Source organism: Microbulbifer thermotolerans (genome assembly GCF_900112305.1).
Lineage (GTDB): Bacteria > Pseudomonadota > Gammaproteobacteria > Pseudomonadales > Cellvibrionaceae > Microbulbifer > Microbulbifer thermotolerans.
The window spans coordinates 476,509-490,512 of record NZ_FOKT01000002.1; the positions used below are offsets into that span (position 1 = coordinate 476,509).

At 58.0% G+C, this 14,004-nt stretch carries 20 protein-coding genes and 5 tRNA genes; 12 read left to right on the forward strand and 13 right to left on the reverse strand.

Annotated features, from left to right (window positions below; genetic code table 11):
• The first annotated feature begins 81 nt into the window (after nucleotides 1–81).
• From BM155_RS04570 to BM155_RS04585, 4 genes are all read left to right on the forward strand, one after another.
• Nucleotides 82–495: a hypothetical protein gene (locus tag BM155_RS04570; RefSeq protein ID WP_074901260.1), complete on the forward strand. Its 414-nt coding sequence runs from the start codon at nucleotides 82–84 to the stop codon at nucleotides 493–495.
• 62 nt (nucleotides 496–557) lie between these two features.
• On the forward strand, nucleotides 558–761 hold the full coding sequence (locus tag BM155_RS04575) for a hypothetical protein (RefSeq protein ID WP_139223133.1): 204 nt from the start codon (nucleotides 558–560) through the stop codon (nucleotides 759–761).
• A 357-nt stretch (nucleotides 762–1,118) separates the two neighbouring features.
• Entirely contained in the window at nucleotides 1,119–1,622 is a 504-nt protein-coding gene (locus BM155_RS17255) for a terminase small subunit (RefSeq protein ID WP_175487755.1), read from the forward strand.
• The gene (locus BM155_RS04585) at nucleotides 1,615–1,842 is read left to right on the forward strand and encodes a hypothetical protein (protein WP_074901266.1); all 228 of its coding nucleotides are present in this window, start codon (nucleotides 1,615–1,617) and stop codon (nucleotides 1,840–1,842) included. The genes BM155_RS17255 and BM155_RS04585 overlap by 8 nt, the downstream gene beginning before the upstream one ends.
• 223 nt (nucleotides 1,843–2,065) lie before the next feature.
• Here BM155_RS04585 and BM155_RS17260 read toward each other — a convergent pair whose 3' ends face one another.
• Nucleotides 2,066–2,227, reverse strand: a complete 162-nt coding sequence (locus BM155_RS17260) for a hypothetical protein (RefSeq protein ID WP_175487756.1) — start codon at nucleotides 2,225–2,227, stop codon at nucleotides 2,066–2,068.
• A 146-nt stretch (nucleotides 2,228–2,373) separates the two neighbouring features.
• Between BM155_RS17260 and BM155_RS17265 the strand changes: the two genes are divergently transcribed.
• Genes BM155_RS17265 through BM155_RS04600 form a run of 5 tightly spaced genes read left to right on the forward strand, consistent with a single transcriptional unit; the run spans nucleotide 2,374 to nucleotide 4,336 of the window.
• Nucleotides 2,374–2,517, forward strand: a complete 144-nt coding sequence (locus BM155_RS17265) for a hypothetical protein (RefSeq protein ID WP_175487757.1) — start codon at nucleotides 2,374–2,376, stop codon at nucleotides 2,515–2,517.
• Nucleotides 2,504–3,466 carry a hypothetical protein gene (locus tag BM155_RS04590; RefSeq protein ID WP_083421079.1) on the forward strand — a complete coding sequence of 321 codons (963 nt, stop codon included), beginning with the start codon at nucleotides 2,504–2,506 and terminating at the stop codon, nucleotides 3,464–3,466. The genes BM155_RS17265 and BM155_RS04590 overlap by 14 nt, the downstream gene beginning before the upstream one ends.
• Nucleotides 3,463–3,801, forward strand: coding sequence for a hypothetical protein (locus BM155_RS04595; RefSeq protein WP_074901269.1), 339 nt, complete (start codon nucleotides 3,463–3,465; stop codon nucleotides 3,799–3,801). Before BM155_RS04590 ends, BM155_RS04595 begins: the two co-directional genes overlap by 4 nt.
• The gene (locus BM155_RS17270) at nucleotides 3,801–3,965 is read left to right on the forward strand and encodes a hypothetical protein (RefSeq protein WP_175487758.1); all 165 of its coding nucleotides are present in this window, start codon (nucleotides 3,801–3,803) and stop codon (nucleotides 3,963–3,965) included. The genes BM155_RS04595 and BM155_RS17270 overlap by 1 nt, the downstream gene beginning before the upstream one ends.
• A gap of 11 nt (nucleotides 3,966–3,976) precedes the next feature.
• Nucleotides 3,977–4,336, forward strand: a complete 360-nt coding sequence (locus BM155_RS04600; protein ID WP_139223135.1) for a hypothetical protein — start codon at nucleotides 3,977–3,979, stop codon at nucleotides 4,334–4,336.
• Between the two features lie 91 nt (nucleotides 4,337–4,427).
• Here BM155_RS04600 and BM155_RS04605 read toward each other — a convergent pair.
• Both BM155_RS04605 and BM155_RS04610 read right to left on the reverse strand, forming a co-directional pair.
• Nucleotides 4,428–4,515, reverse strand: a tRNA-Ser gene (locus BM155_RS04605).
• 185 nt (nucleotides 4,516–4,700) lie between these two features.
• Nucleotides 4,701–5,264: a nitroreductase family protein gene (locus BM155_RS04610; protein WP_074901282.1), complete on the reverse strand. Its 564-nt coding sequence runs from the start codon at nucleotides 5,262–5,264 to the stop codon at nucleotides 4,701–4,703.
• 230 nt (nucleotides 5,265–5,494) lie between these two features.
• On the opposite strand from BM155_RS04610, the gene BM155_RS04615 reads away from it, so the two are divergent.
• Nucleotides 5,495–6,895 (forward strand): adenylate/guanylate cyclase domain-containing protein, encoded by a 1,401-nt coding sequence (locus BM155_RS04615; protein ID WP_067153751.1) that lies wholly within the window; start codon nucleotides 5,495–5,497, stop codon nucleotides 6,893–6,895.
• 215 nt (nucleotides 6,896–7,110) lie between these two features.
• On the opposite strand, the gene BM155_RS04620 is transcribed toward BM155_RS04615, so the two are convergent.
• The 10 genes from BM155_RS04620 to msrB form a co-directional block, all read right to left on the reverse strand.
• Entirely contained in the window at nucleotides 7,111–7,635 is a 525-nt protein-coding gene (locus BM155_RS04620) for an HdeD family acid-resistance protein (protein WP_175487759.1), read from the reverse strand.
• A gap of 74 nt (nucleotides 7,636–7,709) precedes the next feature.
• A complete protein-coding gene (gene queF / locus BM155_RS04625; protein WP_074901285.1) occupies nucleotides 7,710–8,537 on the reverse strand; it encodes an NADPH-dependent 7-cyano-7-deazaguanine reductase QueF in 828 nt (275 codons plus the stop codon).
• Between the two features lie 72 nt (nucleotides 8,538–8,609).
• On the reverse strand, nucleotides 8,610–9,380 hold the full coding sequence (locus BM155_RS04630) for an ABC transporter permease (protein ID WP_067153758.1): 771 nt from the start codon (nucleotides 9,378–9,380) through the stop codon (nucleotides 8,610–8,612).
• Nucleotides 9,380–10,315, reverse strand: coding sequence for an ABC transporter ATP-binding protein (locus BM155_RS04635; protein WP_074901286.1), 936 nt, complete (start codon nucleotides 10,313–10,315; stop codon nucleotides 9,380–9,382). Before BM155_RS04635 ends, BM155_RS04630 begins: the two co-directional genes overlap by 1 nt.
• 152 nt (nucleotides 10,316–10,467) lie before the next feature.
• A tRNA-Gly gene (locus tag BM155_RS04640) sits at nucleotides 10,468–10,543 on the reverse strand.
• A 44-nt stretch (nucleotides 10,544–10,587) separates the two neighbouring features.
• A tRNA-Glu gene (locus BM155_RS04645) sits at nucleotides 10,588–10,663 on the reverse strand.
• 125 nt (nucleotides 10,664–10,788) lie between these two features.
• Nucleotides 10,789–10,864, reverse strand: a tRNA-Gly gene (locus tag BM155_RS04650).
• A gap of 2 nt (nucleotides 10,865–10,866) precedes the next feature.
• A tRNA-Glu gene (locus tag BM155_RS04655) sits at nucleotides 10,867–10,942 on the reverse strand.
• Nucleotides 10,943–11,117: 175 nt separating this feature from the next.
• Nucleotides 11,118–11,873 (reverse strand): DUF1499 domain-containing protein, encoded by a 756-nt coding sequence (locus tag BM155_RS04660; protein WP_083421080.1) that lies wholly within the window; start codon nucleotides 11,871–11,873, stop codon nucleotides 11,118–11,120.
• Entirely contained in the window at nucleotides 11,870–12,295 is a 426-nt protein-coding gene (gene msrB / locus BM155_RS04665) for a peptide-methionine (R)-S-oxide reductase MsrB (RefSeq protein WP_074901288.1), read from the reverse strand. The genes BM155_RS04660 and msrB overlap by 4 nt, the downstream gene beginning before the upstream one ends.
• An 82-nt stretch (nucleotides 12,296–12,377) precedes the next feature.
• On the opposite strand from msrB, the gene BM155_RS04670 reads away from it, so the two are divergent.
• The gene (locus tag BM155_RS04670) at nucleotides 12,378–13,592 is read left to right on the forward strand and encodes a pyridoxal phosphate-dependent aminotransferase (RefSeq protein ID WP_067153770.1); all 1,215 of its coding nucleotides are present in this window, start codon (nucleotides 12,378–12,380) and stop codon (nucleotides 13,590–13,592) included.
• Between the two features lie 6 nt (nucleotides 13,593–13,598).
• Nucleotides 13,599–13,997, forward strand: coding sequence for a hypothetical protein (locus BM155_RS04675; protein WP_067153773.1), 399 nt, complete (start codon nucleotides 13,599–13,601; stop codon nucleotides 13,995–13,997).
• Nucleotides 13,998–14,004 lie beyond the last annotated feature (7 nt).

Consider the following 14,004-nt stretch of genomic DNA (forward strand, 5'->3'; position numbering starts at 1 on the left):
CCTATAAGGAGGGGGACGGGGACGGGTGACGGGGACGGTGACGGCTGCAGAAACAGATATACAACGGAGACTTTCCAAACCATGAACACCAAGACACTTGAGCAAGTACTGACTGAAAACCCCGGCCTGACTCCCAATGGCTGGCGCTACTGGTGCATGAATCTTTCCGACTTCAAAGCATGGCGTGAGGAAACCGCGTCCGAAGAGTTCAAGGCGCAGTTTGAGGCCGCCAAGGCGCTGCTGGAGACGGCGACTCCGATCAAAACGCCTAGCGCCCACAGTTACAGTCTGAAGCACCTTCTGGAGATCCATGCGGGGCGGTATATCTCCAATGGAGCAACCATAGCCGCGGCACTGGCGTTGGGGCTCACAATCAGGCGGGACGCTTTCCACGAAAGCCCGAACTGTCTTATTGGTGTATCAAAGCGCAACGTGAAGCACTGGCGGGACACTCAGCACGAGGCCAGGCAACGCAGAATGGAGGGATGCAAGTAATGAGGATGCCAAGTACTTATGCGCTCCACACGAGCCCTGACGTGGAGGCGAGCAGAAGGATTATGTCCTTTCTGGGTGATTTTTATTCCTTTAAAGACGAGCACCCGGACGTGGCGTATGACTTAATTCACAGTGTTGATTTTGATCGCGAATCCCTCACCTTCATTATCAGGCTGGATGGCGGAAGGGCAGAATTGAGCGGGCTCGCCAGGGAGTGTGCGCTGTGTAACCTCAGGCGGTTCGTTGTGGTCACTGTTCCCGGCTGAGCGCCAAGCCAATAGAGCCCGGCCACGGCGCCGGGTTTCTTGTTGCAGGCCACCTGCAGGGCTACCAGAACGGCCACAGGCGGGGCGCTGTTGGTCGGTGGTGTGGTGGTCGTGGTGCTTGCTGATCGACGGGCAGCGGGGCGCTGTGTGGCGCACAAAAGGTACTTTCTAGGGGGTGCCACCATGCGGGTGGCACGGTGCGCGGTTTTTCACTTGTGCGAGGGCCCAAAATTCCGACACAACAAGAAGATGCGAACTTATCTCATTTGCGCAATGCCGCATGGAAAAGCCGCCAGAGGATTGCCGAGAAGAAAACATCTAGTTTTATCGGGTCCCAACGGAAAAGAGATTGCACCCGTGAAAATGAACAGAACCGAAATGGCCGACTGTCTGAGCGTTGCGCCGACCACCTTGGACGCCTGGACCCGTGAGGGCTGCCCGGTTGAGCACCGCCCCGGCCAGGGCAAGGCCGCTGAGTTTGACAGCGGCGATGTCATTCGCTGGCTGACCAACCGCGAGAAGGCCAAGGCCGCAGCCCGCGCCGATGCCGGAGACCTGGACGAATTGCGCGGCGAGAAGATCCGCGTTGAAACGCGGCTCAAGGAGCTGCAACTGGCCCGCGAGGCTGGCCAGCTGGCCCCGCTGGAGCACATCGAGCGCGCCTTGACAAATTGGGTGATCGAGCTGCGCACCCGCCTCCTGGCGCTGCCGCAGAGGGTTGCTCCGCGAATTCTGGGCGAGACAGACGAGAGCCTCTTGAAGGCAGCGATGAGTGACGAAATTCGCCAGGCGCTTAGCGGACTGGTTCTCGCTGATCTGTTCGAGAATGACGAAGAGTTTGGAGGTCTTGCCGATGGCTGATTTTTCAAACCCCCGCGGCATCGTGGCCGCAATTCGCGAAGCCCAGAAGCGCCTGCGCCCGGATTGGGTCGAGCCCGAGCAGCGCGCCCGCGAAGCCCTGGCCGAGGCCGCCGAGGCTGCCCGCGAGGCCTTGGAGCCGCCGTACAGCTGGCGAGCCGAGAAAAAAATCCTGAGCCTGTCCGCCAGGCTGTTTCCGGCCGAGGAGGGCGTCGAACCATGATTGCAGACCGCCAAAAAAACCGCCGCCGCAAATGGCGCGCGCCGAGCCGCCGAGAGAACCCAGCGGCCCGGATCACCCGCCGCCGGCTGAAGAAAGGTTGGAAGCGCCTGGAATGGGCATAAACAAAAAAACAAAAACGCCCGGACCGCTGCAACGGTGCCGGGCTGTCACCGCGAACCGGAGATTCCGCGATGAAATTAATTATCACACGCATGGTTGCGATTTACATAGCCGCGGCTTCCCTTGGCTGGAAAATCGGATCGACCGCGCCTGGCTGGCTGGCCGAAAGCGAAGAGATGTTGATCGCATCGGCCCGGGAAAACTCGGAAATTCCGCCAGAGGAACCCGGCGGCGAACCGAGATAAATTTCAATCATTCCTTTCATTTAACATCTCTTTGCCTCCTCCTTCGGGTTTTCCGCGCAATTTGCGCGGTTTTTTTTGCCTGCGATTCCAGCGCGGAAATTCCGCCAGAGGACGCTGTAACGCGCATTCGGAACAATGCTGAAAAGTTCGGAAAGCAGAGCCAGCCATGGACGACAAAAACACTCAAGAGCCCCAATTAATTTTCGCCACCGGCAGCGTCCACACAAGTGTGGGGCCGATTTTTATCAGCCTGCCCGTCGCGGAAAAAATCGAAAACCCTTCAAAGGAAGACGCCCGTGAAAAAAACTGAAATCGAACGCCGCCTGACCCGCGGCCAGCAATCCGCAGCCGTGGAGCTGGCGCAGCTGATTGAACGCGCCAAAACCGCACAGCCGCGCAACATCCGCCAGACCGGCCCCGCGTCGTTCAAGATCGACCACCGCCGCAGCGGCCTGGCCGGCCAGACTGGCTGGCTGGATATGCGCAGCCTGCTGCCGGAGCTGCTGGACGCCGAAGGCGTCCTGACCAAGACCCCGGCCGCGACCCCTGCCGGTGAAACCAGAACCTTGGAGGCCAGCATTCTGGCCAATTCTCGCGCCTGCCAGGCCGGTGCGCACTTGCTTGTGGTTGAACCCGCCATGGAGCCCATCGAGGGGGCCGGGGCATTCCGGATGCAGAGGGCTGGCTTCCGTGTCATTTCGCCCGCCACCGTGGACGCCTTGACCCTGGACGCCAACGGCGAGGGCACAGCAACCGCCCAGGCATTGCCGATCGCTGAAGCCGAGATTGACCCGGACGCCTGGACCCAGCGCGCCTGCCGGTTCGAGATCAGCCGAGCCGAGATGCGCGACAATCCGCAGGTGGTGGATGAGCTGTTGATCGCCATTGGCGCTGGCCTGAGCCATGCCGCAGACCAGGAGCTGCTGACCGCGATTAGTGCCGCCGCGCCGGACGCCTTCAGCCTGGCCGCTGCTGCCGCTGCTGGCTGCCGTTTTTCCGACCTGCGAGCCCTGACCGATGGCACTGGGGCCACCGTTGCCGATGATGGACAGCTGCGCCTGGCTGGCGTGCCTGCCGAGCTGAGCCAGGATCTGCCCGGCTCACTGATTGGCGACTTTGGAACCGCTGCCCTGGCGATCAAGCCGGAAATCACGGTTTTGGCCGAGCGCACCGACGCCCAGGGTGGTCTGGCGCTGACTGTCTGGGCTGGCATGCAGGCGCTGCTGCCGACCGCCAGCAAATTCTGGAGCGTGTCATGACCTGGTGGCCGTTCAATAAGCAGGAGCCGGAGCACGGCATCCCTGCCGATCTGAGCACGGCGATTGAAGCTGCCAGCGTGGTTTTCCGCGACTTTGGCGGCGAGGATGGTGAGGGGCGTTTGCTGGTTCGCGTGGCTGGAACTGGCGCCTGGTACTGGTCCGGCACCAACGAGGCCGCCGAACGGTTCCAGCGTATGCACGACCTGCCGCCGGCAACCGCACGTAAGGCCGCCCGTTTGCTGGCGTCCGTGGTGGCCAGTCGGAACCGGGCCGAATACCGCCAGCCGCGCCAGCGCCGGAGCAGTTGGGTTTTCAGCGGATGGGAGACATTGTGATGACCGACAAGACGAAAATATCAATCGTTGCTGACAGTAAGCTGGTGGAACAGATCCGCCAGCGCCAGCGCAAGCTGAGCGAGCAGCTGGGGGCTAAGATCAGCATGAATCAGGTTGCCACTGGTCTGCTGACCCGCGCCCTGGAGCGCGAAGGGGGGCGTTGATGGATTGCCCCTTGCCCGAATCCGTGCAGGAAATTGCAGACGTGATAGGCCGGGACCGTGCCCTGTATCTGATCGGCCAGCTCCCGCAGATCGGCGCCAGGAAACGGCGCCGGTGTATTTCCGTGCCGAAGCCAGCACGCCTGACGGCTGACCACCAGCTGGTGCAGATCCTGGGCTGGGACGACGCGCGCAGGATGAGCGAGGTCTTCGGCGGGGAGATCCTGCAGCCAGCTGTCTGCCGGGGTCTGCTTGTTCGCTGGCGCCACATCGCGGTGCGGCGGCTGGCCCGACAGGGTTACAAAAACTCCGAATTGGCAGAAATTTTCGACATGAGCATTCGCGGGGTGAGGCTGATCACCCACGGATGCTGATCTTCACCCCCACGGTGTGGGGCCGATTGTGGGGCAGAAAAAAAGAAACCCGTTGATTTTCTTTTAGAATCAACGGGTTACATATATTAGATGGCGGTGAGGGAGGGATTCGAACCCTCGATGCCTTTCGACATACACACTTTCCAGGCGTGCTCCTTCGACCACTCGGACACCTCACCGGAAGGAATTGTCGCGTTCTTGGCCGGCCTGATTTGAGTCCGGCGGCGCACGCCTGCGCTATTTGCATTTCTTCCCAAAAGCCGACCGCGTACTGGCCATAGAGAAAAATTGCTTTGCTAATCAGGAACATAGCTCCCGTTCAGCGAGCGCGCACTCTACACAAACACGAGCTGGTGTGCAAGTCTTATGGTGCATCCCAGTTAAAGAAATATTCTTCCACCGCCAACTGCGGTGCCGGGCGTGGAGGTTTCACCGGTGTCCCGCAGTAGAGAAAACCATCAATGCGCTCGTTTTCCGCCAGGCCCAACTCTTTTGCCACAATGGGGTTGTAGGCCAGGGCCCCAGTGCGCCAATAGGCACCGACACCTTCCGCGTAGGCCGCAGTCAACATTGCTTGCACCGCCGCAGCCGTGGACATCCGCTGTTCCAGGTGAGGCACCTTGGGATGCTCCTGCAACCGGGTGACAGCGACAACAATCAGGGGCGCCCGCAGAGGCATGGCCAGGGTGCGCGCCCTCTGGGCTTCATCCATGCCGTCCCCGGCCCCCTCGGCGGCACGCAGGAATATTTCTCCCAGCCGCTCCCGGGCCTCTCCTTCGATAAGGAGAAAGCGCCAGGGGCGAAGACAACCGTGATCCGCCGCACGCAGAGCGGCGCGGAATATATTCCTACGCTGCTGTTCATTGGGGGCAGGATCGGTAAGAAGACCCGTGGAAACTCGGTTATGCAATGCCGTCAGGGCGTCCATGATACTCTCCAGTCAGTGCGAGAGCAGTGAATTCTACTGCACTCCCCTGCCCCAGACAGCCAACGCTTCCAAACTTTGCGTCACTTCATAGATATTTCGCATTATTCGCTCTAGCGGAGTACACTTCCCCGCAGTCAGTCACGGCGGCTTCCCGCGAGACCGATCCGCACCGCAGGAGCGCCGCCTCAAATATGTACAATTTCTGTTCAAAAGGACACGCTACAACAACAATGCAGGACCAATCCGGGGAAAACTCAGGGCGGACCATTGACTCCCGCTATTTGCATTACTTCCGCCCCTTGATTTGTTTTGTCGCGGCAGCCACCCTGGCGAGCGCCGTCAACTGGTCGTCCACCTGGAATCCCGACAAGCTAATCCCCATCGGTATGGCAGTGCTACTGCTGGTCTATACCGCTATCGCTTACCAGATAAGCGTTAAAGCCAGTGCTGACAGTGTGTCCCCCTCCCGCACTCAACAGCTGCTCTCTTTCGCCGATGCCGCACTGGTCGGTGTTGCTATCGACTTGGTGGACTTTAATCTGCTGCCTTCGCTGATGCTCGCCGCGTTGATTCAATTCAAAGCGTTGACCGAAGGCAGCCTGCGACACTGGCTTGAACAAAACACCAGTCTGCTGGCAGGCATGGCCGCCGGCTACCTGATTCACAAACCCACCTTTACTACCAGTGTGAACCTGACCGTCAGTGCCGCCAGCCTGATCGGAGTGTTCACCTACGTTTTTGCCTATACCCTCTACACCCGAAAACAGATAAACCAGCTCAAGGAAGCCAACCACACCCTCATTCAAGACCAGCGCACCAGCAAAATGCGCACCTACAAGCTGTCCAAGTATCTACCCCAGCGCCTGTGGCGCGCTGTGACCACCGGGCGCGAAGGCGAGTTGGTGACCGAGCGCAAGCTGCTGACGGTATTCTTTTCCGATATCAAAGACTTCAGCCAATTAACCGAAGAGCTGGAAGCCGAAACATTTACCCAACTACTCAACAACTATCTGTCGGAAATGGCCCGAATCGCAGGCCAGTACGGCGGCACCATCGACAAATTCATCGGCGACGCGGTGATGGTGGTATTCGGAGACGATGACAGCAAGGGGCCCAAGTCCGACGCACTGCGCTGTGTAGCCATGGCTCTGGCCATGCGCAAGCGGGTGCGCGAAATGAAACAGGAGTGGTACAACAAAGGGATATCGCGGCCATTGCAGGTGCGTATGGGCATCAATACCGGCTACTGCACTGTGGGGATTTTCGGTACCGCCAACTATCAGTCCTACACAGTGATGGGCACCCATGTGAACCTTGCCGCGCGCCTCGAAGGCGCGGCACAGCCGGGAGAAATTCTCATCAGCCACGAGACCTGGGCCATGATCAAGCACTCAGTGATGTGCCGCGACAAGGGCCATATTACCGTCAAAGGCTTCAGCTCTCCGGTGAAGGTGTACCAGGTCACCGATTTGCGCAAAAACCTGGGCGGGCAACAGAGTTATCTCGAAGACCACGCCCCCGGCTTTTCCATGCACCTGGACCTGGATAAGATCCGAAACTACGACAAAGAGCGCGTACTGCAAACACTGGAAAAAGCTGCCTCAACCTTAAAAAGCAAGGTCATTATTTAGCGGCTGATTCATTCGCGTAAATTTTTGCCCGGATGCGGAGCCGCAGCGCAAAATATCCCTCGAGCTCCGCGAATCCAATGGCAACGCCTACGCTCATGAATCAGCCATGCGCACGCTCTCCATACAGCAGCTACCAGGCCGCCCGCCCCACATCTCGGTTGTCGGTCCCGGCAGAATCAGGTGCCACCGCGGTACCAAAGTGTCAACCGGATACACTATCCACTTACCTGCTGCCGACGCCCCGAGATCATAATAATCCCGACAAAAATCAACTTGATACCGAAGAGAATTCCCAGTACCCAGCTGCCGGCGAGTGGAGACTGCATCCAAAGGATCACGCCCAGGAGGATGGATACAATCCCCCCCAGCACCAACCACATTTTTCCGCTTTCCGCGCTGGCGCGCCAACCGGCCATCAACTCCACAACGCCATCGACGATAAAATAAATCGCCAGAAGAATAACTAGGGTTCGGGCAAGCAAAAGTGGATGGCTGAGCAATACCACCGCGGCGATTATCGTCAACACTCCGAGGAGAACCCCCAGAATTCCCTTGCCCAGGCTGTCGGCCCGAAACGCCCAGATCAAACGAAAAATACCTCCGACCAGAACCAGCACACCGACAAACATAGCCACGGAAATGCCGGTCATCACCGGAGCCATCAAGGCGATCACACCCAGAACTATCGTCAGAATACCGAGTGCGGTCATGGTCTTGCCGCTCGCATCCGCACCAATCATAAACACCTCCCGCTCCATCAGAATCAGGAACTATCTCCTTCATTAAAGACCATTCTGACGACGGGACAAGGAATCTACTGACGTGCGAACCTCGGCGGTAATGGTTTTCCGGCAATGGTACTGCGCAGGGGATTGATATCCAGCCCTCCGCGGCGGGTATACCGCGCACTGACAGTCAGCGCCTCGAAGGCCGCCAATCGATGCAGATCGCAGAAAATGCGCTCAACGCAATGCTCGTGAAAGTCCTGGTGCTCACGGAAGGAAATAATATAGGCCAGCAACGCCCCCCGATGGAGCGCAGGCCCCTGGTACTCGACACTCACCGTCGCCCAATCCGGCTGACCTGTGACCGGGCAGTTGCTGCGCAGCAGGTGGCTGTATAGTGTCTCAGAAACAGGTTCCGCCCCGCCCGCCAGTTTGAGTATCGAGGCATCCGGCTGGTAGCGGCGGGTCTCTATATCCAGCCGGTCCAGGCAGATGCCCCGCGGAGGCTCCGGCGCGAGTACCGCATCCTCTACATTGTAGAGGTTAACCTCGACCGCAGCGCCCGAAACCTCACTCAGGTCTTTTGCCAGCGTTTCACGCACTGCATCCCAAGACGCAAACTCGGTCTGGTTAAAGGAATTGAGATACAGTTTGAATGACTTGGATTCCACCATCCGCGAGCTCGAGGCTGGGAAGGAGAACCTGGCCACCGCTACTTGAGGTACACCCTTCGGGTTCAACCAGGACAGTTCATAACCCCACCACTCATCCTCACCGACAAACGGCAGCTCGTCGCCCAGGCCCAATTGCGCGCGGGAAACCGCACGCGGAATCGGGTACAACAACCCCGGGTTGTAGGTCGACTCATAGCGGGTTTCCTTGCCCAGGGGAAGGTTTTGCCAATCTTCTCGGTTCATTGAATTGTCGCTGCCCAATCGCTTTTCCGCCTCGCGGACAGATAGCGGAATCTGAACGCGAGAATCAAATGTTTAATGCCGCAGGCGCTTGCCGTTGCTCATCAAGTGCATGCCCCAGCCGAACAAAAATCCGATAAAGACCAATACTCCGATAAAGGCCCAGATCACGTTGATATCAGACACACCCAGCACGCCATAGCGGAAGGCGTTGACCATGTATAGAACGGGATTCAATTTCGAAAGCCCCTGAAAAAAGGGGGACAGCAGATCAATTGAATAAAAAACCCCGCCCAGATAGGTCAGCGGCGTCAACACGAAGGTCGGAATAATCGAAATATCGTCGAAGCTATTGGCGAAGATCGCGTTGATAAATCCAGCCAGGGAAAAGAGTACCGCCGTCAGGAAGACAATCGCCACAGTGATCCCGACATGCTGCACGGTAAGGTCAGTGAAGAAAAGCGCTATCAGTGTGACAATCAGCCCGACTATCAGGCCGCGGGCCACACCCCCCAACACATAACCGGCCATGATCACCCAATTGGGCGTTGGAGACACCAGCAGCTCTTCGACACTGCGCTGGAATTTGGCGCTGTAAAAGGAAGAAGCCACATTGGCATAGGAGTTGGTGATCACCGACATCATGATCAGACCAGGCACCACAAACTCCATATAGGAATACCCGCCCATTTCACCGATACGGCTACCGATCAGAGAGCCAAAAATGACGAAATAAAGCGACATGGTAATCACTGGCGGCACCAAGGTTTGTGGCCAGATCCGGGTAAAGCGGCGTACTTCGCGGCGCAAAATGGTGGCGAAGGAGATCCAGATTGTTGTGTTCATCACTTGTTATCCTCCACCTGTTTACCCTCCGCGAGCAGGGAGACAAAGAGTTCCTCCAGGCGATTTGCGCGATTGCGCATACTGGTGATGGCCACCCCCTGCTCTTCGAGAGTAGCGAACAGCGCATTGAGCGACTGCCCCTTTTCAATCGTTACCTCCAGACTATTCTCGTCAATCAGCCTACCCTCGAATTTCCCAAGCTCGGGGCACTTGCTCAAGGATTCAGCAGAATCGAGAATAAACGTCTCCCGGTTCAACGTTTTCAGCAGGGACTTGATGGAGGTGTTCTCCACAATATCGCCCTTGTCGATAATCGCGATATTGCGGCACAGACTTTCCGCCTCTTCTAGATAATGGGTAGTGAGAATAATGGTCGTACCCTGGCGGTTGATCTCTTCGAGAAAAGTCCACATGGACCGGCGCAGTTCAATATCCACACCTGCGGTGGGTTCATCCAGAATCAGCAATTCCGGCTCATGGATCAACGCGCGGGCGATCATAAGGCGGCGTTTCATACCACCGCTCAGCATGCGCGCCTGAACACCGCGCTTATCCCATAAATCCAGTTGTTTCAGGTACTTCTCTGTGCGCGCTGCCGCCAATTTGCGCGGCATGCCGTAGAAGCCCCCCTGGGTACACACTATGTCGTAGACCTTTTCAAACTGGCTGAAATTAAACTCCTGCGGCACTACCCCCAAAAGGCGTTTGGCCGCCGGAAAATCGCGGTCGATATCGATACCAAATATGGACACCTGCCCCCCGGTCTTGCGCACCAGGGAGCAAATAATGCCAATAGTGGTGGACTTGCCGGCGCCATTGGGCCCTAGTAAGGCGAAGAAGTCACCCGGCTGCACTTCGAAGCTGATACCCTTAAGGGCTCGAAAGCCGTTGTCGTAGGTTTTTTCTAGATTGCGGATGGAAAGCGCGGCGGTCATTACTGCCTCCGATGGGTTTGAGGGCGTATTCAACGCGCTCGGGCGGATGATTGCAACTGGCAGGACTCGGGCCCCGAGTGACGCCCTTGTTTAAACGGCACACAGCCGTACACGGAAAATAAAAAAGCCGCTCAATTGAGCGGCTTTTTAATTGGAGCGGGAAACCGGGCTCGAACCGGCGACCTCAACCTTGGCAAGGTTGCGCTCTACCAACTGAGCTATTCCCGCTTTTTCTGTCTGCCCGACAGCACTGTTGTGCTGCCGGGACATGTTGGCATCCCCAAGGGGAGTCGAACCCCTGTTACCGCCGTGAAAGGGCGGTGTCCTAGGCCTCTAGACGATGGGGACGTAAAACTTGCACCTGGCCCCTCTCTGGAAAGCCAATGCAGTCACCTCTCGGTGACAACGCTACTCTAACCCCGTAGCTACTCTCTGTATCGTGACACAACCACGCCACAAAGAGCAAAAAAATCTGGAGCGGGAAACCGGGTTCGAACCGGCGACCTCAACCTTGGCAAGGTTGCGCTCTACCAACTGAGCTATTCCCGCTTTGGCGTCCCCTAGGGGAGTCGAACCCCTGTTACCGCCGTGAAAGGGCGGTGTCCTAGGCCTCTAGACGAAGGGGACCCCGGACTTACTTCTGTTCCGCTCGGCGCCTCAAGGACCGCTCTGCGTCAGAAGTGGGGCGCATTCTATGTAGCACCCGGGGGACTGTCAACACCCACGACAAAACTTTTTTTGTATTTTTTTCTTTTGCAGTCAGTCACTTACCGAGACCCCAGAAACCGCTCGCGGTCCCGCCTTAGTCTTTTGCGGCCGCGCGCTGCCCGAGTTCCCCGAGGAAACGGCGAATACGCTTGGCGTTGGCCCCCAGGTCACTGATGCCGACACGGGAGCTGGAGCGCACATCCACCCGAGCGCGGCCATTTTCAGGCCTCACCCGCACGACGACGTCATCGGTGAATCCCAGCAGCAGAGTCCTGTCCACTGCTTCCAAGTGGCCGCGCTGCGGCTCAAACGCCACCAGTCTCCAGCCCAGGGATTTCGCAACCTGTGCCGCCATTTCCGTAGCCCGCGCAACCGGCATATCGAGTAGCAGCGGCTGAATATCCGCATATATCTCCGCACCGCGCTGCTTAGCAGCCACCGTTTCACCGCCGTACAGTGGACTGTTGTCTCCCTCCTCGCGTAGAGAAAGCACCACTTCATAGCGCGGCGGATCTTGAGTATCAGTGCTGATATCGTGAATCCGGGGCACATCGAAATTGCCTTTGCCCACTGTCAGGAGCGGCACCGCCACTGGCAACACCCCCAGCACCACAGCCCAAATGGCATTGCGGCGGCTGTCCGCGCGCCGACTGACCAGCCCCCAGATAAAGACCGGCATACTGATCAGCGCCACCCCCAAGGCCGCCAAACCCGAAAATTTAAAAACCTGGAAAGCCGGCCTGAAGTCAATTACATCCAGCCGCAGCAGCAATCCGGCGATAAACATTGCCGCTAACAACAAGCACTGCACTACCAGCAGCCAACGGCTCCAGTGTTTCTTTTCTCTCAATGTTTCCCGCCCTGGGCCACTTTCTTGCGCTTAGCCTCGATATCCAGCTTGATCGACAGAGAATTGATACAGTACCGCAGCCCGGTTTCCGTCGGGCCGTCGGGGAACACATGCCCCAGATGACTGCCGCAATTGGCACAGACGACCTCGGTACGCAACATGCCCAAACTATTGTCCGGCCGCTCTTTCACCGCGCCCGGCCTGGCTACAGCATCGAAACTTGGCCAGCCACAGTGGGCATCGAATTTACGATCAGAATCGAAAAGCACGTCGCCGCAACAGCGACAGCGGTAGAGGCCATCTTCGTAGACATTCCAATACTCACCGGTAAAGGGTTCCTCCGTCCCACCCTCGCGGCAAACGTGAAATTCTGCCGGGGTTAGCACGTCGCGCCAGTAGTTATCATCCTGTACTTTTGACATACTCTGCTCCTCATTCCACCCAGTTTACGCGGTAACAGCAAGCGATTGGCTGCTGCCGCAAAGTAGTGTCCGGGACCACACCATGAAGGATATTCTCAAGTCGGAAAAACTACACGGCGTCTGTTACGAAATTCGCGGCCCCGTTATGGAGCAGGCCTACCGTATGGAGGAGGAAGGGCACCGTATCCTCAAGCTGAATATCGGCAACCCCACGCCCTTCGGTTTCGACGCCCCGGACGAAATCATTCAGGATGTGATCCACAATCTCCCTCAGGCTCAGGGCTATGTTGAGTCAAAGGGCCTCTTCGCCGCGCGCAAGGCCATTATGCAGGAGTGCCAAACCCTCGGTATCGAGGGGATCGAGATAGACGATATCTACCTCGGAAACGGCGTCTCCGAGCTCATCACCATGGCCACCCAGGCACTGCTGAACACCGGCGACGAACTGCTGCTGCCGATGCCGAACTATCCCCTGTGGATGGCCGCCACCAATCTGACCGGCGCTCAGCCGGTACTCTACCGCTGTGATGAGGGCGCGGGCTGGATGCCGGATATCGACGACATCAAGGCCAAGATCACGCCGCGCACCCGCGGTATTGTCGTGATCAACCCGAACAACCCCACCGGCGCTGTCTATCCGCGTGCGGTTCTTGAAGAAATTGTAGAGCTTGCCCGTACCCACGACTTGGTTATTTTCTCCGACGAGATCTACAGCAAGATTCTCTACGATGATGCCGAGTTCACCCCCATGGCCAAGCTGGCCGAAGATCTGCTTTGCCTCAGCTTCAACGGTCTCTCGAAGGCCTACCGCCTGGCGGGCTTCCGCTCCGGCTGGATGATCGTCAGCGGTGCCAAGCACCGCGCCAAAGGGTTTATCGAGGGCATGGATATTCTCTCGTCCATGCGCCTGTGTGGTAATGTACCGGCCATGTTCGCGGTGCAAACGGCGCTCGGGGGCTACCAGAGCATTCGCGATCTAGTATTACCTGGCGGCCGCCTGCGCCAGCAGCGGGACCTGGCCCACAAGATGCTCAACGATATTCCCGGAGTGAGCTGCGTCAAACCCGAAGGCGCTATCTACCTGTTCCCCAGAATTTGCCTGGACAGACACAAGATCCACAACGACGAGCAACTGGTGCTCGACTTCCTGCGCCAGGAAAAAATTCTTCTGGTACAAGGCAGCGCCTTCCACTGGGATGCGCCGGACCACCTGCGCATCGTCTTCCTGCCGCGCACCGATGACCTGTCCCACGCAATTGAGCGCCTGGGGCACTTCCTCGAGCGCTACTCACAATAACAGCCCATGCTCGACGACCTGCATATTCACGACTTCTACCGCAACGCCGGCAGGATTCTGCTGGCGCTGTTCAACCAGTTCCCGACACCGGCGACGGTTTACGTGGAGGATATCTCCGGCCCGGATACTCCGGATGAATACGGCCTGCACTCCCCCCGCCACCTGGCCTGCCTGGGCGCCATGACCTGGCTGAAACAAAGTGGCTACATCCACTTTTCGCAACTGGTGCGCCAGGAGGCCATAGAGGAAGCCGTGTTGACTCACAAGGGTTTTCTATTGTTGATAAACAAAGTGGAGTCCGGGGAGAGCAACGCACAACTGCTGGACGAAGCGGTGCGCCACGGTTCGTCGATGGAAATGCAGGCGTTGATGGAGCGGTTGATGCGGGCATTTTCCGCCCTGTGACCACCGC

What these genes read in the sequence shown, in the direction of transcription:
- BM155_RS04570 (WP_074901260.1), top strand. Translation starts at nt 82, where the DNA reads ATGAACACCAAGACACTTGAGCAAGTACTGACTGAAAACCCCGGCCTG.
- BM155_RS04575 (WP_139223133.1), top strand. Translation starts at nt 558, where the DNA reads ATGTCCTTTCTGGGTGATTTTTATTCCTTTAAAGACGAGCACCCGGAC.
- BM155_RS04585 (WP_074901266.1), top strand. Translation starts at nt 1,615, where the DNA reads ATGGCTGATTTTTCAAACCCCCGCGGCATCGTGGCCGCAATTCGCGAA.
- BM155_RS17260 (WP_175487756.1), bottom strand. Translation starts at nt 2,227, where the DNA reads ATGAAAGGAATGATTGAAATTTATCTCGGTTCGCCGCCGGGTTCCTCT.
- BM155_RS17265 (WP_175487757.1), top strand. Translation starts at nt 2,374, where the DNA reads ATGGACGACAAAAACACTCAAGAGCCCCAATTAATTTTCGCCACCGGC.
- BM155_RS04595 (WP_074901269.1), top strand. Translation starts at nt 3,463, where the DNA reads ATGACCTGGTGGCCGTTCAATAAGCAGGAGCCGGAGCACGGCATCCCT.
- BM155_RS17270 (WP_175487758.1), top strand. Translation starts at nt 3,801, where the DNA reads ATGACCGACAAGACGAAAATATCAATCGTTGCTGACAGTAAGCTGGTG.
- BM155_RS04610 (WP_074901282.1), bottom strand. Translation starts at nt 5,264, where the DNA reads ATGGACGCCCTGACGGCATTGCATAACCGAGTTTCCACGGGTCTTCTT.
- BM155_RS04615 (WP_067153751.1), top strand. Translation starts at nt 5,495, where the DNA reads ATGCAGGACCAATCCGGGGAAAACTCAGGGCGGACCATTGACTCCCGC.
- BM155_RS04620 (WP_175487759.1), bottom strand. Translation starts at nt 7,635, where the DNA reads ATGATTGGTGCGGATGCGAGCGGCAAGACCATGACCGCACTCGGTATT.
- queF (WP_074901285.1), bottom strand. Translation starts at nt 8,537, where the DNA reads ATGAACCGAGAAGATTGGCAAAACCTTCCCCTGGGCAAGGAAACCCGC.
- BM155_RS04630 (WP_067153758.1), bottom strand. Translation starts at nt 9,380, where the DNA reads ATGAACACAACAATCTGGATCTCCTTCGCCACCATTTTGCGCCGCGAA.
- BM155_RS04635 (WP_074901286.1), bottom strand. Translation starts at nt 10,315, where the DNA reads ATGACCGCCGCGCTTTCCATCCGCAATCTAGAAAAAACCTACGACAAC.
- msrB (WP_074901288.1), bottom strand. Translation starts at nt 12,295, where the DNA reads ATGTCAAAAGTACAGGATGATAACTACTGGCGCGACGTGCTAACCCCG.
- BM155_RS04670 (WP_067153770.1), top strand. Translation starts at nt 12,378, where the DNA reads ATGAAGGATATTCTCAAGTCGGAAAAACTACACGGCGTCTGTTACGAA.
- BM155_RS04675 (WP_067153773.1), top strand. Translation starts at nt 13,599, where the DNA reads ATGCTCGACGACCTGCATATTCACGACTTCTACCGCAACGCCGGCAGG.